This is a genomic window from Bacillus sp. S10(2024), assembly GCF_050473865.1.
GTDB lineage: Bacteria > Bacillota > Bacilli > Bacillales > Bacillaceae_G > Bacillus_A.
Genome location: NZ_JBFLUR010000002.1, coordinates 2,892,335 through 2,917,494, shown reverse-complemented (window position 1 = coordinate 2,917,494; position 25,160 = coordinate 2,892,335). Strand labels below are relative to the sequence as shown.

The following is a 25,160-nucleotide window of genomic DNA, read 5'->3' as shown; positions in this document are numbered from 1 at the left end:
TCTCTCCTTATTTTTTGATTGAATTTGCAATTTGTTCTCGCACTGTTTGAATATAATTCATTTTATGATCCCAGCACGTTTGGCTTAAATCGACTGGATATTCTTCTGGGTTCAGTGTTCGTTTATACTCTTCCCATAAGAATGATAAGCTGTTCTGCGTGTGGCGCTGAATATGAAGGATGTCTGGTAATTCGTATGTGAGCTGCCCGTTCACAAATATATCATGATGCAGCTCTTTTGCTTCAAAGTTCGTGACAAATTTACTAATATACGTATGAACAGGGTGGAACATTTTTAAACGTTCTTCTTGCTGCGGTTCTTCTGTTTCTAGCGCAATATAATCGCCTTCTGCATGTTGATTGATACGATTGATAATACGATAGATACGCTTTAATCCTGGTGTTGTAATTTTTTCAGGATTGGACGAAATTTTAATGGTGTCGCTTAATACACCATTTTCATCTTCGATACAAACTAATTTATAAACAGCTCCTAATGCTGGTTGTTCAAACGACGTGATCAGCTTTGTTCCAACACCCCATACATCAATTTTTGCTCCTTGCGATTTTAAATGTAAAATCGTGTATTCATCTAAGTCGCTTGAAGCAATAATTTTTGTACTGGTAAATCCGGCGGCATCTAACATTTTACGCGCTTCCTTCGATAAGTACGCCATATCTCCGCTATCAAGGCGAATACCATAAAAGTTAATACGGTCACCAAATTCTTTTGCGACGCGAATCGCATTTGGTACACCAGATTTTAATGTGTCATAAGTATCAACGAGAAAAACGCATTTTTCATGTGTTTCTGCATATTTTTTGAATGCTACATATTCATCGCGATACGCTTGGACAAATGAATGAGCGTGCGTACCAGCAACAGGAATACCAAAGCGTTTTCCTGCTCGAACATTACTCGTTGAAGAAAAGCCGCCGATGAATGCTGCTCGTGTTCCCCAAAGCGCTGCATCAAACTCATGAGCACGGCGTGTTCCAAACTCAAGAAGTTCATCATCACCAGCTGCATGCTTCATCCGGGCAGCTTTTGTGGCAATTAACGTTTGGTAGTTCACAATATTTAAAAGTGCGGTTTCAATAATTTGCGCTTCTCCAAGTGGTGCTTCTATACGCAAAAGGGGTTCGTTATGAAAGACAACTTCACCTTCCTGCATACTGCGAATAGAACCAGTAAACTTCATATTTTGTAAGTAGTGTAAAAAATCTTCTTCAAATTGAAGTTCTTTTAGGTAAGCAAGATCACTTCCTGTAAACTGAAAGTTCTCTACATACTCTATAATCTTCTCTAGTCCTGCGAAAATCGCATAACCATTTTCAAAAGGCAGCTTGCGAAAGTATAAATCGAATACTGCGCGGCGGTTATGAATATTATCTTTCCAATATGTATAAGCCATATTAATTTGATATAAGTCTGTGTGTAAGGCGTAGCTATCGTCTTTATAATGTACCATAACGTGAACACCTCCATATTTTGCTTATAGTATACCTCTTTTTTGAAGTTTATTGCTAAAAATTACCCATATCATAAATGTTATGAAAAATCCTTCCAAATCTTTTATTTATCAATTTATATTTTTGTGAATTTTATGTATTATTAAAGTACTAGGGTATAAGTTAGAATGGAGGAGGGGACTATGCAACACAATCTGGAAAAAATGGGTAAGCAAATTTTTTACAAACGACTCCAACAAAAAATGACACAAGAAGAACTCTGTCAAGGCATTTGTTCCGTCTCATATTTAAGTAAAATTGAAAATGGAAAAATTGAAGCATCAGAAGAAATATTGCAGTTATTATGTACGAGATTAGAAATTGCAGTTTCGGATTTAAGAGACATTGAAGCTGAGGTGAAAGAAAAGTTAGAGGAGTGGTTACAGGCACTAGTTCACTTAGATAAATATAAAGTTGAAGAGTTATATACAGAACTAGAAGCAGAAATGCAACAAATTGTAGATTTTGAAATTGTGAATTATTATAAATTATTATATGCACGATATTTAATTATGAAGAGAAATGTACCAGCCCTGAAAGAGGAGTTGGAAAAACTAAAAAAAGTTTATAAAAAGTTATCTCCATTCCAGCAATTGTTATATAAGTATAGCCAGGCTTTATGCTATTGCCTTCAGCATAAATGGCAAGAGGGGCTACAGTTTTTAGTTCAGACAGAGTTAATGGCAAAAGAACAAGATTATTATGAAACGGGAATTTATTATAATTTAGCGGTTGCATATACTCATTTGGAAATTCCACATATGGCACTTCATTTTGCTAATATTGCCATGGAAGGATTTCGAAATGAATATAAATTTCGAAATGTGATTAATTGTCAAATTATCGTTGGATTGAGCTATATTGAAAAAGGACAGTATGATGAAGCGTTAAAAATTTATGAGAGTATACTACGTGAAGTAGAAGCTTTTTCTGAAAAAGATGTATTAATGGCAATGGTATTAAGTAATATTGGCACTATACATTATAAACAGAAAAAGTATGAAGAAGCCAAAAAATACTATACAAAAAGTTTACAATATCAAATGCAAGAAGATGTGAACTATGTCGATACGTTGTATGAGATGTCCCTTCAATGTATTCATCTTGAACAATTAGAAGAAGCAAAAGAGTGGATTGAGAAGGGAATCATTTCTGCTAAGAAAGACGAAAGGTGTAATACGAAGTTGTACTTACTCCTTATGCTTCGTTATAAGTATTTTACAGAACCAAGTGTATATAAGGTATTCTTAGAAACAGAAGCAGTACCTTTTTTTAAAAATGCAGGAAGTAAAAAAGAATTGAAGAAAGTATATATAGAGCTAGCTGAATATTTCGAGAATTTTTCGCAATTTAAAGAAAGCAATCATTATTATAAGTTAGCAATTGAGGTTCTCGAAACGATACTGGAGGGATAAGGATGAAAAAAATGGTAATGGGTATAATTTTAACAGCGGTGGCATTAGTTGTTATAGCTAGTCCACAATATGGTCATGTACCAGATGTTTTTGGACAAGGCACTAACACAGTTGAAACAGTAAATGTATAAGGTAAATATTGGAAATGAGGCTGACTCAAAATGCCGTGACAAAACGGCTTTTTGAGTCAGTTTTTTTATGCTTGTTATTAAATTGTTCGTCAAAATTCTACAAAACTTGAGAAATAAAACATTTAAATATTAAGATTACCGCTCTTTTATCATATTAGAATTAAGTAAATGTGAGTATTTAAATAGTATGGAATGATAGATAAGTCCTCTGTACTGCTGAAAAAGGGGGTTCAAAATAATTGTTATCCAAAGTTCATAAAATCTTGAGAAATAAATTATTTTAATTTTCAGTATTTTAATAGTGAAAACTTAATGCTACTATAAATCTACTTTCTTTAAAAAAATGTTAGGGGGAAGAGATTATGAAAAAAAAGAGTTTAGCGTTTGTGTTAGCAGCGGGAATGGCAGTGACAACGTTCGGGGGGACAAGCTCTGCCTTTGCAGATTCAAAGAACGTACTTTCTACAAAGAAATACAATGAGGCTGTACAGTCTCCAGAGTTTGTATCAGGTGATTTAACAGGTGCGTCTGGGAAGAAAGCAGAATCTGTTGTATTTGATTATTTAAACGCTGCGAAAAAAGATTATAAACTAGGCGAAAAAAGTGCAGAAGAGTCTTTTAAAGTGCAACAAGTGGTAAAAGATCCTGTAGGAGAAGCAACAGTTTTACGCTTACAGCAAATCTATGATGGTGTACCAGTGTGGGGTTCTACTCAAGTAGCTCATATTGGGAAAGATGGTGTATTAAAAGTTGTATCAGGAACTGTTGCACCTGATTTAGATAAAAAAGAGAAGCTAAAAAATAAAAATAAAATTGATGGAAAACAAGCAATTGCAGCTGCACAAAAAGATTTGGGGCTGAATCCAAAATATGAAGCAGAGCCGTCAGCGGACTTATTTGTATATCAAAATGGCGAGGAAACAACATATGCATATGTTGTGAAACTAAATTTCTTAGATCCAGAGCCAGGAAACTATTATTATTTCGTTGAAGCTGATAGTGGTAAAGTACTGAATAAATACAATACAATTCATAGTGCTAATGCTACGAATAAGACACCGATTAAACTTGTAACAGGAACAAATAAAGTGGGAACAGGTAAAGGAGTATTAGGAGATACAAAATCTATTAATACAACATTATCTGGATCTAGCTATTATTTACAAGATAATACACGCGGTGCGGCAATTTACACTTATGATGGGAAAAATCGCACTACCCTTCCAGGAACATTATGGGCAGATGTGGATAATATCTTTAATGCTAGCCGTGATGCAGCGGCAGTGGATGCACATTATTATGCAGGTGTAACATATGACTATTACAAAAACACGTTTAATCGCAACTCTTATAACGATGCTGGTGCGCAGTTAAAATCAACAGTTCATTATAAGAGCGGTTATAATAATGCTTTCTGGAATGGTTCACAAATGGTGTATGGTGATGGAGATGGATATACATTTGTTCCATTATCTGGTGGGTTAGATGTTGTTGGGCATGAATTAACACATGCCGTTACAGAATATAGTTCAAATCTTGTTTATCAAGATGAGTCTGGTGCATTAAATGAAGCAATCTCTGATATTTTTGGAACATTAATAGAATACGCTGATAACCGTAACCCAGATTGGGAAATTGGTGAAGATATTTATACACCTGGTACAGCTGGGGATGCGCTTCGCTCTATGAGTGATCCAACAAAATATGGTGACCCAGATCATTATTCTAAACGTTATACAGGAACGGACGATAACGGCGGCGTTCATACAAACAGTAGTATTATTAATAAAGCTGCTTACTTATTGGCAAATGGTGGTACACATTATGGTGTAACGGTAAATGGTATTGGCAAAGATAAAGTAGGTGCAATCTACTATCGTGCAAATACACAATATTTCACTCAATCTACAACATTTAGTCAAGCGCGTGCTGGTTTAGTACAAGCAGCTGCAGATTTATACGGTGCAAATTCAGCAGAAGTGGCAGCTGTGAAGCAGTCATATGATGCAGTTGGTGTGAAATAGGTTACACTCCCCTTTATATAATGAAAAAGGAGCATGATGCTCCTTTTTTCATTTTTTCTTCCATGTTTTCCACAAATAAAACAAACCAGCAGAGCCGGCAATTGTAATAATCCACTTTGCTTCATTTGTTCCGTTCATTACTTGATAAGTAGAATATACTTCAATAAGTAACGCTGGTATTTTTCCAAGAGTACTAGCGATGCTAAAAGTTAAAATGGACATCGTTCCAAGGGCTGCAAATAGTGTTACGATGCCAGATGGAATAAAGGGAATGAGGCGAAACGATAAAACGAGAAAGAATGCCTCTTTTCCTTGTACATAAAGAAGTTGCTGTACTTTTGGGTGATTATCTATATTTTTTTGAGCAGCTTTTTGAAAACCAAGCCGATATAAATAAAAGGAGATAATCGCTCCTAATGCTTCCCCAGCAATGGAGATGAGTGTTCCTGTTGTTATCCCAAATAATGAAATGTTAATCGCCGTCAAAAACACACTAGGAATAAAAGCTGCTAGGCTAATAAGAATATTGAATAAGATGCTAAGTGGAATTGCCATCGTCTGATGATCTATAAGAAAAGAATGAATTGTTTCTGCCATATCAATTAGTTTTCCTTTGCTTTTTTTAGCATTACATCACACTTTTCATATGAAGACAATAAATTTTTGTAAGATTATAGATTTATTTGAAGAAAAAGTAACATTTTTATAGAAAGAATGGCTAGGGGATAACAGAATATATACGATAGAATTGACTTTTTCTAAAGATAATACAATAATCATGAAAGAGGTGATACGATGAAAAAGTTATGGAATGTTATGATAAGCATCATGCTTATGATGATACTTGTAGTAAGTGGATGTTCAAATCAAACAAAACCGAAAGATAATCAGGTTTCATCAGCTATAAATGTTAGTGACAAAATTTTAGATGAAATGGAAGGACCACCGAAAAATGGTCATACGCTAGAACGTCACGTTGGGAAAACCGATGAGCAGTTGAAAGAACGATTACGTACAGATAATGTATCTGCTGCAAGTACATATTATGATAAAGAAACAGCAACAAAGGCGGTAAAAGATACGTTAAAGCAGCATGAAAAAGAAATTAATAAATGGCTGAAAGAATCGAAGGAAAACCGTCTGGTATTGAATACGAAGCATGATTTTGCAGTTGGAAAAACAGCATTAAAAAAGGATATGCGTATAAAGGATGGCCTTCGTAATACAGTGACTGTGTTGCAAAGAGATAAAGGGAGTCAACTCGGTTTTAAGATTGTTACTTCTTATCCTTCTGAGAAATAAGAAAGGCGGGGAATTTATGTATTCAACATTTCAATATTTTCTTAGAGCGTATTGTACATTAGGTATATATGAAGAAGAAATAGCTCATCTTATGCAACAATTTAAAGAACAGGAAGAACAAGAAACGCAGGGGGAATTATTACAAGAATTTGCTCAAATAGAGCAAAGAGAAGATTGGGAGAAAGTACAGCAAGAAGTTGAACAATATGGAAATCGTATATGGACAATAGAAGAAGCAAAAGCACATATCGGTAATTTTGTTTCTATATTACAAAACAAAAAGGCGTGAATCAGGACGCCTTTTTGTATGTGCTTTTTGAAATTTGACCGTTCGAGAGCACTTGCCCATTTTGGGTTACTTTTTTATATGTTACAGCCACAATGCTTTTATCCGTTTCACTGATTACTTTTGAAGAAACCTCTACATCTTTCCCTGTATTTGTACCGAAAATACGGGTAGTTACACTACTGCCGCTCGTGAGTGCTTGAATATAAATATATTTCCCTGTATTATTTTTAAATTGCAAATCAGGGCCGTAATCAGCAACTGCTGCATCTTGACCAAGAGGTAAGTAATGGACCGGTAAGGAATGATTACTTCGCGCTACAACTCCTAAATCAGCTCGTAATACGGCACCATATAATGTGCTGCTTACTTGGCAAACACCGCCACCAGCACTTTGTTCTACTTTTCCGTTTATATAAACCGCTGCCGACTTATAACCATGTGCAGCATCTGTTATACCAACGCGACCGTTAAAACTAAATGTCTCATCGGGTGCAACAAATACTCCTGTTAATGTATTAACAGCGCGTTGCACATTAAATGTTTGACTTGAGTTTCGTCCAGCTAGAGGAGTAGAGTATTCAGCGATTACTTCTTGAATCCCCATGTTTTTTATATCTTCTGTTGAGCGTTCTGGTTTCACAGCTGTAATGGGAACTTGAATATCTTGTTTATTTGTCGTGATGGCTTCTGTTGTGAGGGTCTTTAATTTCTCTTTATCAACTTTTTCACCATCTTTACTTTCGCTAATATTAATGGTTGTTCCAGAGATAGATAAGTCGGCATTAACAGGCTCTACTAAGGAATCGTTATATTTTTCCTTAATAAACGCATCATATTTTGCTGTGTTTATAGAAGGTTCTAACTTATAGTCACGCTTTATTTCACCCGTTTCAGCTTGTTTTCGCATGTTATAACGATTAGAAATATTGCCCTTTTGTTCTTTGAAAATTTTATCTGTAACATTCGCACCGTTATATTCAATACCTAACTCCTGCCAAGTATATGTCTGTTTGTCATCCTGGAAGGTATAGTTTATAGATCTTTTATTTAACTCATCAACTTTTTGTTGAATGATTTTTTGAACATCCGCTTTCGTTTTTCCGTCTATGGAAACTCCTTCAAATGTTGTGTGAGGTAAAACGTATGTATCTAACTGATGATTTAATTTGGACACATATTGATAAGCGCTAACACCACCAGCACAAAGAATGATTCCACCAGCAATTGCAGAGCCAATAATTAAATTGCGTAATTTCATTCATTTCCCTCCGAAAAGAAAATTTTAAGTATAATTATGATTTCGAACGTATAAATGATAAAACAGTAAATCTTATACATTAGTATACTATTAATTTTATTACGTGTGTAATATTTTGATAAAAAACGTTACACTTTTGTAATATAATTTCCTTTAATTAGAATGTTTGTGCAGAAGTTTCACTTTGTCCCGCTATTCGTGGGCGGTAAGTCCACCACCTCAGGATTGGACGAGTTGCTTCCGCTTTTCTAAAGAAGATAGGTGAGGGCTTTCCATAAATGAAAGATGAAAAAACTCTCCACTGACGGAAGTTTCACTTTATTATTGAAAGAAAAAAGAAAAACAGCTGTTGTATTATTACAACAGCTGTTTTTCTTATAGTTTCTTATGATCTAATTTACCTGTAACACCAAGATGGTTTTGTAGTTCCTTAGAAACATCTTGAACATTCTTTTCGTTAGGGACGTAATAGTATACACCATCGATATATTTGTCGTCGCCTTTTACTTGTAATTTATCAATCTTTAAGCTGGAATCCATTGAGTTTTTCGTAATTGCCATCATATCGTCGAAAGTTAAGTTTGTTTTTAAATCATGATCGACTGAATCAAGTAATTCGCCAAGTTTGCTGATTGAATTTACAGATAATGCTTTTTTAGCAACTGCTTCTAAAACAAGTTGTTGACGTTGACCGCGCATATAGTCGCTATCAATATGACGCGTTCTTGCTAATGCAAGTGCTTGTTCACCATTCAAGTGTTGACGACCTTTTTCAAGGTGAATCGCACCTGGTTGGTCTTTACTGTCTTGTTCAGTAAATGCAACTGGTACGTCTACATCAATACCGCCAAGAGAATCAACAATTTTTATAAATGATTTAAAATTAAATTTTACGTAATAATCAACAGGAACATTTAAAAAGCGTTCTACTGTATTAATTGTGCTATCCACGCCACCAAATACGTGTGCGTGTGTAATTTTGTCTTCTTTTTTCTCTGATGGAATATATACACGAGAATCACGAGGAATGCTTAATAGTTTCACAGATTTATCGTTTTTATTAATCGTTGCAAGTAACAATGCATCTGTACGAGTTGCAGTTCCATATTCTTTTGCTCGTGTATCACTTTCATCGACACCCATGATTAAGACCGAAATATTATCAGTCATTGGTTTTACTGCTTTTTCACGTTTGTCCGATTTATCGCCGCGTCCTAATTCTGAGTAAGCACCATTAGCAACCGCCTGTGCTTTATTATATATATGGAAGCAATAGCTGCCTCCTCCAATAATCAAAAGGAATAAAGGAATGAGAACAAACCATAATACACGCTTTTTCTTAGAGCGTTTTTGTGATGCTCTATTTATCGTTCCGAAATCAGGTTTCATTAATTTTTTCTCCTTTAAACAATCAATTCAAATATTTTCTTACAATTTAAAAAAACGCACACTTTCTATTTTACATAAATATAATGAGTTTTCACTATAAAATTTTAATTGACATAAAAATGAAATATATGAAACATATCGTATTATAAAGATGTTTTGAAATTTTTGTTATTTGTACAAAAAACAGATGCCTTTATGATAATAAGGAATCTGTTTAAGAATAATTGTATATAAAAAATAAACAAAAAAAAAGATTGAAATTTTTCCAAGTTTATCTCGCTATTCGTGGGTAGTAAGTTCCCACCTCAGGATTGGACGAGTTGCTTCCGATTTTCTAAAGAAGATAGGTGAGGGCTTTCCCATCAGTGGGAGATGAAAACCCTCTCCACTGATGGAAGTTTCATTTTATATCATAACACTAACAATAGTCGCAGATAGAATGCTGACTAATGTTGCTCCGTATAGGAGTTTTAAACCGAATCTGGCAACGACATTTCCTTGTTCTTCATGTAAACCTTTTACTGCGCCTGAAATAATTCCAATAGAAGAGAAATTTGCAAAAGACACTAGGAAGATGGAAATAATCCCGACAGTGCGAGGAGAGAGTGTATTTGCAAGTTTACTTAAATCCATCATAGCTACAAATTCATTTGTAATCAGTTTTGTTGCCATAATGCTACCGGCTTGGATAATTTCCGGAGCAGGTACACCAATAATAAAAGCGATTGGAGAAAAGACATATCCGAGCAACTGTTGAAATGTAATACCAAAAACAATCGCAAATAAGCCATTAATGGCACTTATAAGGGCAACGAAACCAATTAACATTGCACCAACGACGAGTGCGACGCGAAACCCATCTAAAATGTATTCTCCTAGCATTTCAAAGAAGGTTTGCTTTTCTTCTTTAATATCTAAAATATCTTCTTCATCTTTTACGTCGTATGGATTAATAATTAATACAATAATAAACCCACTAAATAAATTTAAGACGAGAGCAGTAACAACATACTTTGGCTCCATCATTGTCATATAAGCGCCAACGATGGACATAGATACCGTAGACATTGCTGAAGCGCATAGTGTGTATAGACGATGCTTTGGAATTTGGCCGAGTTGTTTTTTCACAGTAATAAAAACTTCGGATTGACCGACAATAGCAGAGGCAACGGCATTATAAGATTCTAATTTACCAAGGCCATTTATTTTACTAAGGAAAAAACCAATCCAGCGAATAATAAATGGTAAAATTTTTAAGTGCTGTAAAATACCAATTAAGACAGAGATAAATACAATTGGCAGTAAAACACTTAAAAAGAAGGACATTTCGCCTTTGTTTAATAAGCCACCGAATACAAAGTTTACACCTGCCGCGGCATACTTTAATAGCTCATTAAATATATTTGAAATTGCTGTAATGAGAATCAGACCAACCTGTGTATTTAATAGTAGGAACGTTAAAATTAATTGTATTATAAGCATAAGAATGATTGGTTTGAACTTAATATGCTTTCGATTATTACTTGCTATAAAAGCAAGAAAAAATATAACAATGAGTCCGAGACCAAATGTGAAAAATTTCATAATGATGCTCCTTATCTGCAGTTTTATATATAAATACAACTTGAAAAATTAACATAAAAACCACCTTTTTCAGGTAGGCGAGAGCGTCTGGCCATGCTCGAAGCGGTCAGGGCCTTTTTCTACCACAGACAATGGGTAGCATATCACTTTTTGTTTTACATAACAGTAACTTAGATGTTAAAAGATTAAAGTGGATATATATAAGTTTTTCATTTCAAAGGAGAATATACAAGAAAGGAAAAGATAAGATGAATATTACTCATGTTCACCACGTTGCAATTATTTGTTCAAATTATGAAGTATCAAAAAAATTCTATACAGAAGTACTTGGGTTTCAAATTTTACGTGAGGTATATCGAGAAGAAAGGGAGTCATATAAGCTGGATTTGTGTGTTGGGAATACATATCAAATTGAATTATTTTCATTCCCGAACCCTCCGAAGCGTACAAACTTTCCTGAAGCAGCTGGCTTGAGGCATTTAGCATTTTCAGTTTTATCTATAGAAGAAGCTGTATCTCATCTACAACAGTATGGTATAAAAACTGAAAGCGTTCGAATTGATGAGATAACTGGAAAACGTTTTGTATTTTTTCAAGATCCAGATGGTTTGCCCCTTGAATTATATGAGAGATAAAAATTTGTGAAATTTATACAGGTTTTCTTGTGAGGAAATGAGGGAAATTAAAAAGAGTTAAACTTATCTTTGCGGGAGGTGTAACTTTAGCTGCCTGCAGCTAAGGGAGATACTTGGAAATAGGGAATTTAATACTAGTGGCAGCTTTAATTGCATTAACAGGTTTTTTTGTTGCGATTGAATTTGCGATTGTGAAAGTACGCAGTAGCCGCATTGATCAACTTGTAGGAGAAAAAAAACGAGGAGCAGTAGCGGCAAAAAAAGTAACTTCTAATTTAGATGAGTATTTGTCAGCATGCCAGTTCGGGATCACCATTACAGCACTAGGACTGGGGTGGTTAGGTGAACCAACTGTAAAGCATGTATTAGAGCCTGTATTGATTACACTTCATCTCTCTCCTCCAATTGCAAACACCGTATCTTTTATTATTGCATTTGCAGTTATTACGTTTTTACATGTTGTAGTTGGAGAATTAGCACCAAAAACATTTGCAATCCAAAAAGCAGAGCAAGTCAGTCTAATGTTTTCAAAGCCACTGATTTATTTTTATCGCATTATGTATCCATTTATTTGGGCATTAAATCATGCAGCTCGTTTTGTGGCAAGTTTATTTGGGCTAAAACCTGCTTCTGAACATGAAGTAGCGCATTCAGAGGAAGAGCTCCGCCTCATTTTGTCAGAGAGTTATGAAAGCGGAGAAATTAATCAAGCAGAGTTTAAATATGTAAATAACATTTTTGAATTTGACAATCGTCTTGCGAAAGAGATTATGGTGCCGCGGACAGAAATTGTTGGATTATATACGGAAGATTTATTTGAAACACATATTGAAATAATTCGCCAAGAAAAATATACAAGATATCCAGTGTTCGGAGAAGATAAAGATGAAGTACTTGGAATGGTGAATGTGAAAGATTTCTTTATCCGCTATATGGATGGAGAAAAACAAGAAGCAAAATCAATTATGGCATATACAAGGCCCGTTATTGAAGTGATGGAAAACATTTTTATACATGATTTGCTGTTAAGTATGCAAAAAAAACGAATTCCACTAGCCATTTTATATGATGAATACGGTGGAACAGCAGGACTCGTTACGCTTGAAGATATTTTAGAAGAGATTGTGGGAGAAATTCGCGATGAATATGATGAGGATGAACACCCACCGATTCAACATATTAGTGACGATTGCAAAATCGTTGACGGAAAAGTGTTAGTCAGTGAAATTAATGATTTGTTCGGTTTACATTTGAATGAACAAGATGTAGACACAATTGGGGGATGGTTAATGATGCAAGGACAACCAATGGCAGAGGGGGATATGACTGTTGTTGGAGAATGGACATTTACAATTCTTGAAAAAGATATGCATCAAATTAAGCGAGTAGAGATTAAAAAAATGGAAACGGAAGAAAAAGGCTGATGAACGAGTCATCAGCCTTTTATATTTAGAAAATATTAAACACTGCGTTAAGTTGAAGTAAGCTAATAATTAATAAGAAGATTAAGCTATATTTCATTGTCATTTTAAATAGCTCTGATTCTTTACCAACGATTCCAACTGCTGCGCAAGCAACCGCAATTGATTGTGGTGATACCATTTTTGCGATTGTACCGCCTACTACGTTTAAAGCAACGAGAGTAGAAGGAACGATATCTAATTGAGCAGCCGTAACTGCTTGAAGAGGCGCAAATAGAGAGCCGCTTGATACTACAGAACCAGTTAAGAATACGCCGATCCAACCTAAGATTGGCGAAAGGATAGGGAATACATCTCCAGTAGATGATAAAGCTAATCCAAGAGTTGAAGACATACCAGAATAGTTTGTTACATATGCTAATGCAATTACACTACAGATTGTATAAATTGGTGTTTTTAACTCTTTTAATGTTTCAATGGTTAATTCTTTTACTAACTTACCGCTAACACGGAATACAAGTAATGATACGATAATTGCAAGTACAATTGCAGTAGTTGTTGATGAGAATACATCTAACTTAAAGATTGCTGGAAATGGTGTATTTGCTTTAACGATTGGCGCTGTTTTAATCACGTGATTGTGCAGGCCAGGTACTTGAAGATTCCATACTAAGTTACTTAATGCACCATTTGGAATGAATAAGGCTTTTACTGCTTTTAAGTTGAAAATTGTTACAAATGCAGTTAAGAATACGAATGGTGACCAAGCGTATAAAATTTGCTTCATTGTATAACTATGTTTTTCTTGTTTATTTACTTTTGCTTTTGTTGAAGATTTTGGCTGCCATACACGTAAGAATAATGCTAATGAGATCATGCTGACTACAGCTGCGAAAATATCAGTAAGTTCTGCACCAAGGAAATATGTTACAACGAATTGAGTAATAGCGAAAGAACCGCCGCTTACAACAATACCTTGCCAAGTTTCTTTAATTCCTTTGAAACCATCAACGATTGCAACAAGTAAGAATGGTAACACGAAACTAATAAATGGTAAAATTCCAACTGCATGACGCCCAACAGTTAATGCGTCAAGTTGTGTTAATTGAGCGGGTACTGTAACTGGAATACCCATTGCACCCATCGCACCGCCAGCAATGTTAGCAACTAAACAGATACCTGCTGCTTTTAATGGATCAAATCCCATACCTACAAGTAATGCTGCTGTAATAGCAACTGGTACACCAAAACCTGCTGCACCTTCTAAGAAAGCACCGAAAGAATAAGCAATTAATAATACTTGAAGACGGGGATCGCTTGTAATGCTAGAAATACTATCGCGAATCACGTTAAATTGTTCAGTTTTTACAGTTAGTTTGTAAAGGAAAATTGCTGCGATAACAATTGTACAAATTGGATAAAATCCAGCTGCTACACCAAATGCAGCGGAGGATACAGCCATAGTTGCTGGCATTTTATAGACGAAAATGGAAAGAATGATAGCTAAAATAACACTATAAAATCCAGATATGTATCCTTTCATTTTAAAGACTGTTAAGCATAATACGAAAAATAAAATTGGTATTGCGGCTACAAGTGCTGATAGCCAAATGTTGTGTAATGGGTCATAAATTTGTGTCCAAGTACTCATAATGATGACATCTCCTATATATAATTTGTGATTTTTTTCACATTCATTTGTGAAATCATTCACAATTAACTTGCATTTTTAGTATAGTCCCCTTAATAACTATTGTCAACGTGTAAAAGCTCTATTATTCCATGGGATTGTTAACTGTAATAATTCTGCTACATTTATATGAAGAATTTGGAATAACTAAGTACTGCGCAGTAAAAAGTGTATACGGGTAGGATATGCTATATGTTTTTATATATTCTTTAAAGATTGTTGAATGAGGCAGGAGAATCATTAGGAGATATAAAATAGTAAAAGTGATATACAAAAAATATAACAAAAAGGTTGAGAAAATTATTTTCGAAAGCAAGGAACTGCCTTATAGATACTTTGCTTTTTCTTTAAGCCGTATAGTATAATATTCAGACATCAAAAGAGAGTTTTCTCTCTATATAAAGGAGGAATGTGGTTTCTATTAATAGGAAGTTATTGAATATAGAATGGAATAGTGAATAAGAAATATAAAAATAACACATGTATAAATATAAAATAAATAGAAAAAATGAGGGGAAAATATGTATCAAGATCAATTTGAATGTCGTATTTCAGAAGAAGATGTACAAATGTTACGTGCATTAGCTCATCCGCTTCGTCTTCGTCTTGTCATGGAACTAATGCAGCGCGGCGTTTGTAATGTAACACAATTACAGGAAGTATTAGAAATTCCACAATCTACGGTATCACAGCACTTAACAAAATTAAAGCAAAATAAAGTCGTCCGTTTTGAAAGACGTGGTTTAGAAGTATATTATGAAGTGCACAATGAGAAAGTAAATAAAATCTTAAAGACATTATTTTCTTAAAATTGAAAAATATTTAAAAGGCATGTGCATGTACATGCCTTTTTTTTACCAAATTATAGAGAAATAAAAAGAGAGGTGGGATAAAATTCATCTAGACACGGCACTATAAAAAAGAATAGGAGGGAACAATGATGGATATAAATCGAGTAAAACAAATTTTATCATCATCAAGTAGAATTGACGTTACATATCAAGGGGTGCCTGTTTGGATTGAAAGCTGTGATGAGACAAGTGGGCTTGCGAATGTACACGATATAAAAACACCACAAGAAACAGTACAAGTAGACATCACTGCATTAGAAGAGCATTAAAAAAAGCGGAGAAATTTCTCCGCTTTTTCTTTATTCCATCATATGTGCAATTTTCTTAGAGAACATAAGAAGTACTAAGCCTAATATAATAACGATAATACCGATGCTTGAGAATACTTCTAAATAACCTAAAGATTGTGTGTAAGCTGCTAAGATACCAGCTAGTTTGTTTGCACATCCAGTACCAGCCATCCATACACCCATTAGTAAAGAAGCTAATTTTACAGGTGCGATTGCACTTACCATAGATAAACCGATTGGTGATAAGAATAGCTCACCAATTGTATGGAATACATACGTGATAACGATGAACAGTAAGTTTGCTTTTACAGCAATATGAGCTTCATCACTACCTGTTTTTAGAACTGCTAATGTTAATACAAGGTAACCAATTCCTAATAGGATCATACCAAGTGCCATTTTTGTTGGGATTTTTAAATCACCATTTTTTGATTTAGAAAGTTTTACCCATAACGCTGAAACAACTGGTGCTAATAAAACGATAAACAATGGGTTAACAGATTGGAACCAAGAAGTTGGCATTTCCCATCCGAAAATAGTACGATCAACGAATTTATCTGTATAAAGCGTTAAAGAACTACCAGCTTGTTCGAACCCTGCCCAGAAGAAGACAACGAAGCAAGTTAAAATAATAATTGCCCAAGTGCGGTTTTTCTCTTGTTTTGTTAAAGGTTTTTTCTCGATCACTTTTGCAGTGCTATCTTTTGATTTTTTACCAACAATTGTTGTTCCGATATCACCAAGATAACGTTTAGCTAGTAAGTTAAAGAGAACTTGACCAATAATCATACCGATACAAGCAACTAAGAAGCCGTATTTGTATCCTTTTACCATAACGCCGTTAACAGTTGATGTAAAGAAATCTTCTGCTAAGAAACCACAAAGTAACGGTGCGATTAAAGCGCCTAAGTTAATACCCATGTAGAAAATTGTGAAAGCAGAGTCACGACGTTTATCATTTTCACCGTAAAGTGAACCTACAAGAGTTGAAATGTTTGGTTTGAAAAATCCATTACCGATAATTAATAATCCTAATCCTAAATAAAGGCCAGTTGTTGTATTCATTGAGAAAAGAACAAAATTACCAATTGCCATGATGATACCACCAATAGTAATCGCATGGCGTTTTGTAATAAAGTGGTCAGTTAACCAACCACCAATAATTGGCGTGAAATATACGAGCATTGTAAATGTACCATAAAGTTGTACAGCGGCAGCTTTGTCAAGCCCTAATCCTCCGCTAACAACTGCAGTCGTTAAATAAAGAACTAAAAGACTACGCATTCCGTAGTAGCTAAATCTTTCCCACATTTCTGTAAAGAACAACAAATATAATCCCGGAGGATGTTTCTTTTTTTGTTGTTGTTCTTCAGCTTTGTTTAACTTTACAGCTGCATCCATTTTCATTCCTCCTAATCTTGTTCAACGGATATTTATGTAATCATTTTAATTTACAAAATATTTAGAAGTCAATAGTATTATATGGAAATAGAATAAAAAATTTTGTAAATTCTATAAAAACATCTTCCGTCATCGTATTTTTCCCCTGAAAAACTCAAAATAAGCGTTTTCAAACCTGATATTTTCCGTTTAAATAGCATATAAAATAATTAATAATCAGAAAATTTTAACTAGGTAAACTTTTCTGATATACCAAATTATTATCAGGGATACTTTTTGAATATAACATATTTTGAATAAGAATACAAAATAAAAAACAACTTCTATAAAGAGAGGTTGTTTTTTATTGAGATATTTTATCCCGCCACTTTTGAACAGTAAGAGCTTGATTGAGCAGGCTTTCCATCGGTAGGGAATGAAGAAATTCTACTGATGGAAGTTTCACTTTATTTTACAAATCGTTTTTCAATGTCATCTAACATCAAGTTCGCAGCCATTACACCGCCAGCTGTATTCCAAATGACATCGTCCACTTTATATACTTTACCGTTTTTGGAAGCATTTAAGTTTTTGAATAAAGGATCGTTGATATATTCTTTTTCTAATTCAGAACCTTTCTTTTCATTCCCTTTATCATATGTGAAGTAGAAGATAATATCGCCATCCATTGCAGAAATGCGCTCTTTAGATACATTACGTTCCGCAAAGTCATCTTTGTTTTGATCACCAGGACGTTTGAAACCAAGTTCTTTTAAAATAACACCAGAGAATGTATCTCCGTGATAAATACGAACATCACCAGGCATAAAGCGCACCATAGAAATTTCTTGATTTACTTTATCTCCAAGTTTACCTTTTAAGTCTTTTATACGTTTGTCGTAATCAGCTAGTACCTGTTGACCTTCTTTTTCTTTATTCACTGCTTTTGCATAAAGTTTAAAATTATCTTTCCATTCACCGCGTAGTGTTTCTGAGAAAACAGTAGGAGCAATGCCTTTTAATTGCTCGTATATTTTTTCGTGACGCAGTTTATTACCAATGATTAAGTCGGGTTTTAAAGCAGCAATTGCTTCTACATTGGGTTGAAGCTCAGTGCCGACAGTTTTTACATTTTTTAGTTTATCCTTTGTATGTGGATACCATGGGTTACCGGTAGGTGCTTCAGCGGCACCGACTGGTGTTACCCCAAGGGCAAGTAAAGCTTCTGTTCCTTCATTTGTTAAAACAACGACACGCTTTGGATTAGCAGGAACTTCTGTTTTACCCATTGCGTGTTCCACAGTAATCATTTCTTTCTTTTCTTCTTTTTTAGGCTCAGCTTTGTTATCTGATTTCCCACATGCCCCTAAAAGAAGGGTAAATGATAACACGAATACAAATAATGCAAATGATTTTTGTTTGATGAAATTCATTATGTATCCTCCTAGATATTGAGAATCTTTTTCAATTAACAAAATTGATATTAAGGGGTTATAAATAGATTGTCAATAGTTCCAATTGAAAATAATTATTACTATCATTGATGCTGCGAATTAAGTTACAATACACTAACAACGTATCATTATGTATTAAAGGAGAAACGTTACATGTTATTAAAAACAAATCAGGCAAAATGGGTTGGATTATTTGTTGGAATCATTGCAGTTATTACTTGTATTTGGGGGAGTATTATTTTTGGATATACAAATACAAGTGGGAAGTTAGCATTGGATGCTTTTTTCCATTTCAATGGTTCGAATGAACATATTATTATTCAAAATGTACGTTTACCTCGTGCGCTTATTGCCGCTAGTGTCGGTGCTAGTTTATCCATCGCTGGTTGCCTTATGCAAACTTTAACAAAAAATCCACTCGCTGCTCCGGATTTTATCGGATTAAACTCAGGTGCTGCCTTTTTCATAGTTGTAGCGATTGTTGTTTTTTCGATTTCATCTTTGTCAGCGTTTACGTGGATTGCCTTTTTAGGTGCAGCAGTTGCTGCTGCGCTTGTATTTGCTTCTAGTTCTTTAGGAAAAGAAGGGACAACTCCTCTTAAGTTAACATTGGCAGGGGTAGCGATAAGTGCCTTATTTTCTTCTTTAACACAGGGACTGCTTGTATTAAATGAAAAAGCGTTAGAAGAAGTGTTGTTCTGGCTTGCTGGTTCTGTACAAGGGAGAAAGTTAGAAGTATTACAATCCGTATTTCCATATTTATTAGTTGGTTGGATTGCCTCTCTCTTGATAGCAGGGAAAGTGAACACGCTAATGATGGGAGAAGATGTAGCAAAAGGGCTAGGACAACGAACAGTGATGATGAAGGCATTGGTACTGCTTATTGTTGTTTTATTGTCAGGTGGATCTGTTGCTGTTGCAGGACCAATTGGATTTGTTGGAATTATTACCCCTCATTTCGCAAAAGCTCTTGTCGGTGTAGATCATCGTTGGAGAGTTCCGTATAGTGGATTGTTAGGTGCCATTTTGTTATTATTTGCAGATATTGCTGCGAGATATGTGATTATGCCACAAGAAGTACCAGTAGGGGTTATGACAGCATTTATTGGTGCACCATTCTTTATTTATATCGCACGTAAGAGAGGACTTAGCAAATGAAGAAGTACATTCCGTTTCGTATAGGAAAAGATGGACTCTCGTTTTTAATGTATAAACGAGCTTGTCTCGTCTTGTTAGGTTTATTAGTTGTTTTAATCGGATTATTTTTTGCAAGTGCGGGTATGGGAGAGATGAAAGTAGCTCCATATGATGTATGGCAAGCAATTATCGGAAACGGTGATGCAATGTCTAGTATGGTTGTAAATAAGTTTCGTATGCCACGTATTCTCATTGCAATTCTTGTAGGAATAGCTCTTGCTGTAGCCGGATGTATTTTACAAGGGCTCGTTCGAAATCCGCTTGCATCTCCTGATATTATTGGTATTACAGGTGGGGCAAGTGTAGCGGTTGTATTATTCCTAGCTATATTTAGTGATAAAAACAATGCATTAACAGTAAGTATCCACTATATGCCATTGGCGGCCTTTATTGGGGCAACTATCGTTGCAGTTTTTGTATATTTATTTGCGTGGAGAAATGATGGATTATCGCCGATTAGTCTTGTTTTAATTGGTGTTGGATTTTGGGCACTAACGAAGGCAGCGACAACATTATTCATGTTGCTAGCACCAATCTACCAAGCGAGCCAAGCCAATGTGTGGATTACCGGTACTGTTTACGGAGCTTCCTGGCAAAACGTAGGGGTGTTAGCACCTTGGGTTCTTATTTTAACAGTGGTTGCATTTATAGCTGCGAGACATTTAAACGCACAAGAACTTGGTGATGATATTGCTGTCGGACTTGGTATTCGTTTAACGAAATCACGTCTTTTCCTCTTGCTCCTTAGTACAGCGTTAATTGGAGGAGCGGTTGCCTTTGCAGGTGGAATCGGATTTGTTGGTTTAATGGCACCACATATTTCAAGAAGGTTAGTAGGTTCTTTATATGGTGCGTTAATTCCAGTAGCAGCTGTTGTAGGTGCGATTTTAGTACTTGCTGCAGATTTAATTGGGCGCACAGTCTTTGCTCCGCTTGAAGTGCCAGCAGGTGTATTTACATCAGCAATCGGTGCTCCATATTTTATTTATTTACTTTATAAAACTCGAAATTCATAAAGGTAAAGAAAAATATACATAGATGATTTACTATCTATAAAAAACGGAGTAAAGGAAGATAAACATGCAAAAAGCATTAGAAACAAAATCATTAACGTTGTCTTATGGTGAAACAATTATTATTGATGAATTAGATTTAGAAATTCCAAAAGGGAAAATTTCAATTTTTATAGGTTCAAATGGCTGTGGAAAATCTACTTTATTACGTTCGCTTGCCCGGTTATTAAAACCTGCATCTGGGGATATTTTATTAGGAGATCAAATTATCCAAAATATGCAAACGAAGCAAATTGCTCGTCAGCTTGCAATTTTACCACAAGGTCCACAAGCGCCAGAAGGAGTAACTGTTCTTCAACTTGTTAAACAAGGACGTTATCCATATCAAACATGGTTAAAACAATGGTCAAAGCAAGATGAAGAAATGGTATGGAAAGCATTAGCTGCAACGGGAATGACCGAATTTGCAGAACGAGATGTTCATGCATTGTCTGGTGGACAACGTCAGCGTGCATGGATTGCAATGACACTTGCACAGGATACAGATATCATTTTATTAGACGAGCCAACAACATATTTAGATATGACACATCAAATTGAGGTACTGGATTTATTATTTGAGTTAAATGAGAATGAGCAACGGACAATTGTAATGGTGCTGCATGATTTAAATTTAGCTTGTCGTTATGCACATCATATTGTAGCAATTCGTGATAAACAAATTTATGCACAAGGAAAACCAGAAGATATTATTAATGATAAGCTTGTACGTGATGTTTTTCGTATGAAGTGTGAAATTATTACAGATCCGTTATTCGGTACACCGCTTTGTATCCCGCAAGGAAAGGGAAGACGTATACTTCCGCAAGCGATTAATTAAAAGGCAAAGTAAAAAGGCGATAGTGATTCATCGCCTTTTTACTTTGTACATGAAAATAATAGAAACAAAGGAATGCGCAGTCTACGGTTATATTCTTCTTCATTTTGAAAATGCTGCAACTCTGGTGTTGCTTCGCGTAAACTAGTAATCGTAAAACCAGCTTTTTGTAAAGATAGGAAGTATTGTTCAATTGTTCGGTGGTATTTAACAACTTGTTCATGAATCCATGGCTCGACGCGTTTACCAGTTTTAAAATAATCATCAACCAGCCAGCTTGTTCGTTTTCCAGTGGCCTGTAAGCTTTCAAATGCAGAGGTAATAACTGGATGTTGAACACTAAAGGCAAAAGTCCCGCCAGGTTTTAGCGTTTGAAAAATTTGTTTGAAGCAATCATCAATATGTTCAATATAATGAAGGACAAGTCTAGATGTAACGGTATCAAAAGTAGAAGATGGGTATGTATAGTCTTTGAGGTTTAAAAGGTGAACAATTCCATTTGTATGTTGTAATTGTTTCTGAGCTTCTTCATGCATACGATGAGAGCCTTCAATGCCAGTATAAGAGTGACAACCTTTCTGTAGTAGCTCTACTCCAAATTGTGCATCACCGCAGCCAAGGTCAAGAATGCTTTTACCTTTTATATGGCCGAGTAACTGTAAGAGAGCAGGCTTTTCAATCGTATCGTTTGGGTTATCAATTCGATGCCTGCGTTTCATATATTGTTCAAAAAATAAGTCTTCATTGTAAACGTCAGATTCTGTATAAGACATTGTATCCTCTCCTTGAAAGCGTTTTTTTAATTCTACCAAAATCTAAATAATAATAATAGATTTCCGTCATTAGATAAGATATAATCAGTAGATGTAAGCGTTTACTTTAAACTATTTTCCTATAACAATTTTAAAAAACGTGTTAAGCTGGTAAAGGAAGTATTATGGTAATACTTTCTTTATATGAACGATAGGGAGGTTTCACGATGTCTAGCAAAACACTTGACAATTTTTTAGTAGAAAACCTAGAGGATTTAAAATCAAAGGGGCTTTATAACGTTATTGATCCGCTTGAAAGTTCGAATGGACCAATCATCACAATTGGCGGAAAAGAATATATTAATTTATCTTCAAACAATTATCTTGGATTAGCAACAGACGAGCGCTTAAAAGAAGCAGCAATCAGCGCGATTCATAAATATGGTGTTGGTGCAGGAGCTGTTCGTACAATTAACGGTACACTTGATTTGCATATTAAATTAGAAGAAACAATTGCAAAGTTTAAACATACTGAAGCAGCAATTGCATATCAATCTGGATTTAATTGTAATATGGCAGCGATTTCAGCTGTTATGGATAAAAATGATGCAATTCTTTCAGATGAATTAAACCATGCATCTATTATTGATGGTAGCCGTTTATCAAGAGCAAAAATTATCGTTTATAAACATTCTGATATGGAAGACTTGCGTAAAAAAGCAATCGAAGCGAAAGAATCAGGTCTTTACAATAAATTAATGGTTATTACAGATGGCGTATTCTCAATGGATGGCGACATAGCAAAACTACCAGAAATCGTTGAAATTGCAGAAGAGCTAGATTTAATGACGTATGTTGATGATGCACACGGTTCTGGTGTACTTGGAAAAGGTGCTGGTACAGTGAAACATTTTGGACTATCTGACAAAGTAGATTTCCAAATCGGTACATTATCGAAAGCGATTGGGGTAATCGGTGGATATGTTGCTGGTAAGAAAAACTTAATCGATTGGTTAAAAGTGCGCTCACGTCCATTCTTATTCTCAACAGCATTAACGCCAGCTGATGCAGCTGCTTGTATGAGATCAATTGAAATTTTAATGGAAAGCACTGAGCTGCATGACCGTTTATGGGAAAATGGTCGCTATTTGAAACAAGGCTTAAAAGAGCTTGGTTTTAACATTGGAGAAAGTGAAACACCAATTACACCTTGTATTATTGGTGATGAAGTATTAACACAACAATTTAGTAAACGTCTAAACGAAGAGGGCGTGTACGCAAAATCAATTGTGTTCCCAACTGTAGCAAAAGGAACAGGACGTGTTCGTAATATGCCAACAGCAGCACATACAAAAGAAATGCTTGATGAAGCAATTCGCACATACGAAAAAGTTGGAAAAGAAATGGGTATTATTTAACACATTTACATCTAGGAAAGCTTACTAATGAGGAGTGGGGAAAATGAAAAAAATTCTAGTAACCGGTTCTTTAGGTCAAATTGGTTCTGAACTTGTAACGAAACTTCGTGATGTATACGGTGCATCAAATGTTGTTGCAACAGATATTCGTGAAACAGATAGCGAAGTTGTAAAGTCTGGCCCATTTGAAATTTTAGATGTAACTGATGGTCAAAAATTACATGATATTGCAAAGCGTAATGAAGTGGATACAATCATTCATTTAGCAGCATTACTTTCTGCAACGGCAGAAAAAAATCCGCTATTTGCTTGGAACTTAAATATGGGCGGTCTTGTAAATGCGTTAGAAGCGGCACGTGAGTTAAATTGTAAGTTTTTCACGCCAAGCTCAATTGGTGCATTCGGTCCGACAACGCCAAAAGATAATACGCCGCAAGACACCATTCAGCGTCCAACTACGATGTACGGGGTAAACAAAGTAGCTGGAGAACTTTTATGTGATTATTACTATCAAAAGTTTGGTGTAGATACGCGCGGTGTGCGCTTCCCAGGTTTAATTTCATACGTTGCGCCTCCTGGTGGGGGAACAACTGACTATGCAGTTGAAATTTACTACGAAGCAATTAAAAAGGGTGCGTACACTTCTTACATTGCAGAAGGAACATACATGGATATGATGTACATGCCAGATGCATTGCAAGCGATCATTTCGTTAATGGAAGCAGATCCAAGTAAGTTAAAACATCGCAATGCATTTAACATTACAGCAATGAGCTTCGAGCCAGAACAAATTGCGGCATCTATTCGTAAATACATTCCAACATTCACGATGGATTATGCTGTTGATCCAGCTCGTCAAAAAATTGCAGATAGCTGGCCAAACTCAATTGATGCAACAGCAGCAAAAGAAGAGTGGGGCTTCAAAGCAGACTATGATTTAGACAAAATGACAGCTGATATGCTTGAGAAATTAAAAAAAAAATTAGAAACTGAGCTAGTAATTAGCTAATGAGAAGAACCGATTCAATGTGTTGAATCGGTTCTTTTTTGTCGACATGTTTAAACTTAGCATAAATAAATCCATTTTAATTTTTCGACATAAAGATTGCGGCTATGCAGAAAAAAGGAAGCTGCACTCGCTTGCTATCTTTGGTTTTCACTGCGCATGTGGCAGAAAAAGGCCATGACCGCTTCTATGCACGGCCAGATGTTCTCGCCCACCTAAAAAGAATGGTTCTTTTAATTTTGATTTATATAGATTTCACTTCATGCATATTTA

Annotated in this window: 23 protein-coding genes; 14 read left to right on the top strand and 9 right to left on the bottom strand. The window is 35.2% G+C overall.

The annotated features are described in order from the left end of the window. Window positions 1–7 precede the first annotated feature (7 nt). Window positions 8–1,471, bottom strand: coding sequence for a nicotinate phosphoribosyltransferase (locus AB1280_RS14910; protein ID WP_429756298.1), 1,464 nt, complete (start codon window positions 1,469–1,471; stop codon window positions 8–10). Window positions 1,472–1,654: 183 nt separating this feature from the next. Here AB1280_RS14910 and AB1280_RS14905 point away from each other — a divergent pair, with 183 nt between their 5' ends. From AB1280_RS14905 to AB1280_RS14895, 3 genes are all read left to right on the top strand, one after another. Beyond that, the gene (locus AB1280_RS14905) at window positions 1,655–2,926 is read left to right on the top strand and encodes a tetratricopeptide repeat protein (protein WP_429756297.1); all 1,272 of its coding nucleotides are present in this window, start codon (window positions 1,655–1,657) and stop codon (window positions 2,924–2,926) included. Window positions 2,927–2,937: 11 nt separating this feature from the next. Next, a complete protein-coding gene (locus tag AB1280_RS14900; RefSeq protein ID WP_429756296.1) occupies window positions 2,938–3,057 on the top strand; it encodes an NprX family peptide pheromone in 120 nt (39 codons plus the stop codon). 362 nt (window positions 3,058–3,419) lie between these two features. Then, a complete protein-coding gene (locus tag AB1280_RS14895) occupies window positions 3,420–5,081 on the top strand; it encodes a M4 family metallopeptidase (RefSeq protein ID WP_429756295.1) in 1,662 nt (553 codons plus the stop codon). A gap of 48 nt (window positions 5,082–5,129) precedes the next feature. Here AB1280_RS14895 and AB1280_RS14890 read toward each other — a convergent pair whose 3' ends face one another. Next, entirely contained in the window at window positions 5,130–5,678 is a 549-nt protein-coding gene (locus AB1280_RS14890) for a TVP38/TMEM64 family protein (RefSeq protein ID WP_429756294.1), read from the bottom strand. 198 nt (window positions 5,679–5,876) lie between these two features. Between AB1280_RS14890 and AB1280_RS14885 the strand changes: the two genes are divergently transcribed. Both AB1280_RS14885 and AB1280_RS14880 read left to right on the top strand, forming a co-directional pair. Further along, window positions 5,877–6,383, top strand: coding sequence for an RNase A-like domain-containing lipoprotein (locus tag AB1280_RS14885; protein WP_429756293.1), 507 nt, complete (start codon window positions 5,877–5,879; stop codon window positions 6,381–6,383). A 16-nt stretch (window positions 6,384–6,399) separates the two neighbouring features. Beyond that, window positions 6,400–6,672 (top strand): hypothetical protein, encoded by a 273-nt coding sequence (locus AB1280_RS14880; RefSeq protein WP_429756292.1) that lies wholly within the window; start codon window positions 6,400–6,402, stop codon window positions 6,670–6,672. A 1-nt stretch (window position 6,673) separates the two neighbouring features. On the opposite strand, the gene AB1280_RS14875 is transcribed toward AB1280_RS14880, so the two are convergent. From AB1280_RS14875 to AB1280_RS14865, 3 genes are all read right to left on the bottom strand, one after another. Beyond that, window positions 6,674–7,930, bottom strand: a complete 1,257-nt coding sequence (locus AB1280_RS14875) for a VanW family protein (protein ID WP_429756291.1) — start codon at window positions 7,928–7,930, stop codon at window positions 6,674–6,676. Between the two features lie 375 nt (window positions 7,931–8,305). Then, entirely contained in the window at window positions 8,306–9,319 is a 1,014-nt protein-coding gene (locus AB1280_RS14870; RefSeq protein ID WP_272190694.1) for an LCP family protein, read from the bottom strand. 405 nt (window positions 9,320–9,724) lie between these two features. Next, window positions 9,725–10,903 (bottom strand): NupC/NupG family nucleoside CNT transporter, encoded by a 1,179-nt coding sequence (locus AB1280_RS14865; protein ID WP_429756290.1) that lies wholly within the window; start codon window positions 10,901–10,903, stop codon window positions 9,725–9,727. Window positions 10,904–11,151: 248 nt separating this feature from the next. On the opposite strand from AB1280_RS14865, the gene gloA2 reads away from it, so the two are divergent. After that, a complete protein-coding gene (gloA2, locus tag AB1280_RS14860) occupies window positions 11,152–11,538 on the top strand; it encodes an SMU1112c/YaeR family gloxylase I-like metalloprotein (RefSeq protein ID WP_429756289.1) in 387 nt (128 codons plus the stop codon). A 113-nt stretch (window positions 11,539–11,651) separates the two neighbouring features. After that, complete coding sequence (locus tag AB1280_RS14855; RefSeq protein ID WP_272190691.1) at window positions 11,652–12,962, top strand: hemolysin family protein; 1,311 nt, start codon at window positions 11,652–11,654, stop codon at window positions 12,960–12,962. 25 nt (window positions 12,963–12,987) lie between these two features. Here the strand turns inward: AB1280_RS14855 and AB1280_RS14850 are convergent, their stop codons facing one another. Then, window positions 12,988–14,610: a lactate permease LctP family transporter gene (locus AB1280_RS14850; RefSeq protein WP_429756288.1), complete on the bottom strand. Its 1,623-nt coding sequence runs from the start codon at window positions 14,608–14,610 to the stop codon at window positions 12,988–12,990. 560 nt (window positions 14,611–15,170) lie between these two features. On the opposite strand from AB1280_RS14850, the gene AB1280_RS14845 reads away from it, so the two are divergent. Together AB1280_RS14845 and AB1280_RS14840 are read left to right on the top strand one after the other, a co-directional pair. After that, the gene (locus AB1280_RS14845; RefSeq protein ID WP_272190689.1) at window positions 15,171–15,458 is read left to right on the top strand and encodes an ArsR/SmtB family transcription factor; all 288 of its coding nucleotides are present in this window, start codon (window positions 15,171–15,173) and stop codon (window positions 15,456–15,458) included. A gap of 131 nt (window positions 15,459–15,589) precedes the next feature. Then, window positions 15,590–15,769 (top strand): acid-soluble spore protein H, encoded by a 180-nt coding sequence (locus tag AB1280_RS14840; RefSeq protein ID WP_272190686.1) that lies wholly within the window; start codon window positions 15,590–15,592, stop codon window positions 15,767–15,769. 30 nt (window positions 15,770–15,799) lie between these two features. Here the strand turns inward: AB1280_RS14840 and AB1280_RS14835 are convergent, their stop codons facing one another. Together AB1280_RS14835 and AB1280_RS14830 are read right to left on the bottom strand one after the other, a co-directional pair. Continuing rightward, complete coding sequence (locus AB1280_RS14835) at window positions 15,800–17,191, bottom strand: peptide MFS transporter (RefSeq protein WP_429756287.1); 1,392 nt, start codon at window positions 17,189–17,191, stop codon at window positions 15,800–15,802. Between the two features lie 446 nt (window positions 17,192–17,637). Continuing rightward, on the bottom strand, window positions 17,638–18,603 hold the full coding sequence (locus tag AB1280_RS14830) for an ABC transporter substrate-binding protein (protein WP_272190684.1): 966 nt from the start codon (window positions 18,601–18,603) through the stop codon (window positions 17,638–17,640). 174 nt (window positions 18,604–18,777) lie between these two features. Here AB1280_RS14830 and AB1280_RS14825 point away from each other — a divergent pair, with 174 nt between their 5' ends. The 3 genes from AB1280_RS14825 to AB1280_RS14815 all read left to right on the top strand — a co-directional run bounded on the left by AB1280_RS14825 (window position 18,778) and on the right by AB1280_RS14815 (window position 21,714). Further along, on the top strand, window positions 18,778–19,782 hold the full coding sequence (locus tag AB1280_RS14825; RefSeq protein WP_429756286.1) for a FecCD family ABC transporter permease: 1,005 nt from the start codon (window positions 18,778–18,780) through the stop codon (window positions 19,780–19,782). Further along, window positions 19,779–20,837, top strand: a complete 1,059-nt coding sequence (locus tag AB1280_RS14820; RefSeq protein WP_429756285.1) for a FecCD family ABC transporter permease — start codon at window positions 19,779–19,781, stop codon at window positions 20,835–20,837. The genes AB1280_RS14825 and AB1280_RS14820 overlap by 4 nt, the downstream gene beginning before the upstream one ends. A gap of 64 nt (window positions 20,838–20,901) precedes the next feature. Beyond that, window positions 20,902–21,714 carry an ABC transporter ATP-binding protein gene (locus AB1280_RS14815; RefSeq protein ID WP_429756284.1) on the top strand — a complete coding sequence of 271 codons (813 nt, stop codon included), beginning with the start codon at window positions 20,902–20,904 and terminating at the stop codon, window positions 21,712–21,714. A gap of 38 nt (window positions 21,715–21,752) precedes the next feature. Here the strand turns inward: AB1280_RS14815 and AB1280_RS14810 are convergent, their stop codons facing one another. After that, window positions 21,753–22,484: a class I SAM-dependent DNA methyltransferase gene (locus AB1280_RS14810; RefSeq protein ID WP_272190678.1), complete on the bottom strand. Its 732-nt coding sequence runs from the start codon at window positions 22,482–22,484 to the stop codon at window positions 21,753–21,755. A gap of 206 nt (window positions 22,485–22,690) precedes the next feature. On the opposite strand from AB1280_RS14810, the gene AB1280_RS14805 reads away from it, so the two are divergent. Together AB1280_RS14805 and AB1280_RS14800 are read left to right on the top strand one after the other, a co-directional pair. After that, window positions 22,691–23,881: a glycine C-acetyltransferase gene (locus AB1280_RS14805; RefSeq protein WP_429756283.1), complete on the top strand. Its 1,191-nt coding sequence runs from the start codon at window positions 22,691–22,693 to the stop codon at window positions 23,879–23,881. A gap of 34 nt (window positions 23,882–23,915) precedes the next feature. Beyond that, window positions 23,916–24,890: an L-threonine 3-dehydrogenase gene (locus AB1280_RS14800; RefSeq protein ID WP_429756282.1), complete on the top strand. Its 975-nt coding sequence runs from the start codon at window positions 23,916–23,918 to the stop codon at window positions 24,888–24,890. Window positions 24,891–25,160 lie beyond the last annotated feature (270 nt).

What these genes read in the sequence shown, in the direction of transcription:
- AB1280_RS14900 (WP_429756296.1), top strand. Translation starts at nt 2,938, where the DNA reads ATGGTAATGGGTATAATTTTAACAGCGGTGGCATTAGTTGTTATAGCT.
- AB1280_RS14875 (WP_429756291.1), bottom strand. Translation starts at nt 7,930, where the DNA reads ATGAAATTACGCAATTTAATTATTGGCTCTGCAATTGCTGGTGGAATC.
- AB1280_RS14870 (WP_272190694.1), bottom strand. Translation starts at nt 9,319, where the DNA reads ATGAAACCTGATTTCGGAACGATAAATAGAGCATCACAAAAACGCTCT.
- AB1280_RS14850 (WP_429756288.1), bottom strand. Translation starts at nt 14,610, where the DNA reads ATGAGTACTTGGACACAAATTTATGACCCATTACACAACATTTGGCTA.
- AB1280_RS14820 (WP_429756285.1), top strand. Translation starts at nt 19,779, where the DNA reads ATGAAGAAGTACATTCCGTTTCGTATAGGAAAAGATGGACTCTCGTTT.
- AB1280_RS14825 (WP_429756286.1), top strand. Translation starts at nt 18,778, where the DNA reads ATGTTATTAAAAACAAATCAGGCAAAATGGGTTGGATTATTTGTTGGA.
- AB1280_RS14890 (WP_429756294.1), bottom strand. Translation starts at nt 5,678, where the DNA reads ATGGCAGAAACAATTCATTCTTTTCTTATAGATCATCAGACGATGGCA.
- AB1280_RS14845 (WP_272190689.1), top strand. Translation starts at nt 15,171, where the DNA reads ATGTATCAAGATCAATTTGAATGTCGTATTTCAGAAGAAGATGTACAA.
- AB1280_RS14895 (WP_429756295.1), top strand. Translation starts at nt 3,420, where the DNA reads ATGAAAAAAAAGAGTTTAGCGTTTGTGTTAGCAGCGGGAATGGCAGTG.
- AB1280_RS14880 (WP_429756292.1), top strand. Translation starts at nt 6,400, where the DNA reads ATGTATTCAACATTTCAATATTTTCTTAGAGCGTATTGTACATTAGGT.
- AB1280_RS14830 (WP_272190684.1), bottom strand. Translation starts at nt 18,603, where the DNA reads ATGAATTTCATCAAACAAAAATCATTTGCATTATTTGTATTCGTGTTA.
- AB1280_RS14865 (WP_429756290.1), bottom strand. Translation starts at nt 10,903, where the DNA reads ATGAAATTTTTCACATTTGGTCTCGGACTCATTGTTATATTTTTTCTT.
- gloA2 (WP_429756289.1), top strand. Translation starts at nt 11,152, where the DNA reads ATGAATATTACTCATGTTCACCACGTTGCAATTATTTGTTCAAATTAT.
- AB1280_RS14910 (WP_429756298.1), bottom strand. Translation starts at nt 1,471, where the DNA reads ATGGTACATTATAAAGACGATAGCTACGCCTTACACACAGACTTATAT.
- AB1280_RS14810 (WP_272190678.1), bottom strand. Translation starts at nt 22,484, where the DNA reads ATGTCTTATACAGAATCTGACGTTTACAATGAAGACTTATTTTTTGAA.
- AB1280_RS14885 (WP_429756293.1), top strand. Translation starts at nt 5,877, where the DNA reads ATGAAAAAGTTATGGAATGTTATGATAAGCATCATGCTTATGATGATA.
- AB1280_RS14805 (WP_429756283.1), top strand. Translation starts at nt 22,691, where the DNA reads ATGTCTAGCAAAACACTTGACAATTTTTTAGTAGAAAACCTAGAGGAT.
- AB1280_RS14905 (WP_429756297.1), top strand. Translation starts at nt 1,655, where the DNA reads ATGCAACACAATCTGGAAAAAATGGGTAAGCAAATTTTTTACAAACGA.
- AB1280_RS14815 (WP_429756284.1), top strand. Translation starts at nt 20,902, where the DNA reads ATGCAAAAAGCATTAGAAACAAAATCATTAACGTTGTCTTATGGTGAA.
- AB1280_RS14840 (WP_272190686.1), top strand. Translation starts at nt 15,590, where the DNA reads ATGGATATAAATCGAGTAAAACAAATTTTATCATCATCAAGTAGAATT.
- AB1280_RS14835 (WP_429756287.1), bottom strand. Translation starts at nt 17,191, where the DNA reads ATGGATGCAGCTGTAAAGTTAAACAAAGCTGAAGAACAACAACAAAAA.